Raw genomic sequence first — 1,046 nt, 5'->3', positions numbered from 1 at the left:
TTATATTGTAATTTCTCATATAATTTAAAAGCACCAAATATGGGCGAATGGAATCTGCAGTATCATAGTAGGATAAAATAAGTTGTAAAATTGAATTCTTATATTGATTAAGATTGTAAATAGATGAAAACAATTCTTGAGGCGATAAAGAATCAATATTTTTTCTGTTACTTTTTACTATATTTTCATCATACGCATGAATGCCCCAAGAATAACCAAAAGCTTTCATTATTTGTTTTGCTTCTCTGGTTAGAGTAAAATGATAATCACTTGGTTTATCATAATCTATAAGTCCTATTTTTCTCATATCGGGATATTTTGACTTATAGTTGGCAGGAATAAGGTTTAAATATTTTTCAGCACCAAGGTGAGAAAGTGTGGGCAGTTCCACTGCTATAAGATTAGAAAGGTTGTGCTTAAAGTGTTTGAAAGAGTCAAAAAATAAACCCATGCTATTTCTTTTATATCGCATATTAACCTGTCTCATCATCTCTCCTTTTGCAAAACAATTATGCTCTCTCGTAAATAAAATTTAGTTTTAGAATCAATGATTTTCATCTGCTGACTAGATGTTTTAAGCTTCCTAGCAATAATGATTTCCTTGCATTTAAAACCTAATTTTTGTGCCTCTTGTGCTAAGATTTCATCAGTTTGTATCGGCACTCCTTTATAGCAAGAATTTCCAACTACAATAAAGCAAAATCCTCCATCCTTAAGAACTTCAAAACAATTTTTTAAAACTTTTTGCATATCAAAAAAATAATTATTTAGCATTGTTAAAGTGCTTGATTCTATACCTTTATTGTTAAGAATTTCTAATGTGTAATTAAGCAATATATTTTCTATTTTATCTTGTTGTTTTAAGGCTGCATTTTTGTTATTTCTTAGAGCAGATTTTTTAAGCTTTTTCCACTCTTCATAACTTTTTACAATTTTGCTACTCCATAACTCCATTTTGTAAATTTCAAAATAATCAAATGAATTTGCATATGGCGGAGATGTTAAAATACAATCAACTTTATCTTTTGGTTTATTGTTTATGGAAG

1 protein-coding gene and 1 pseudogene are annotated in these 1,046 nt (G+C 28.5%); both read right to left on the bottom strand.

Annotated features, from left to right (window positions below; translation table 11 throughout):
* Positions 1-490 (bottom strand): annotated as a pseudogene (locus tag QU01_RS07865) (HNH endonuclease); the annotation flags it as partial.
* A partial coding sequence (locus QU01_RS07860) for a DNA methyltransferase (protein ID WP_033763597.1) occupies positions 487-1,046 on the bottom strand: 560 nt, incomplete at its 5' end. The gene QU01_RS07860 and the pseudogene QU01_RS07865, both read right to left, overlap by 4 nt.

It is taken from the genome of Helicobacter pylori SA221C (assembly GCF_000476855.1).
Lineage (GTDB): Bacteria > Campylobacterota > Campylobacteria > Campylobacterales > Helicobacteraceae > Helicobacter > Helicobacter pylori_DK.
This window is presented reverse-complemented; position numbering and strand designations above follow the sequence as displayed.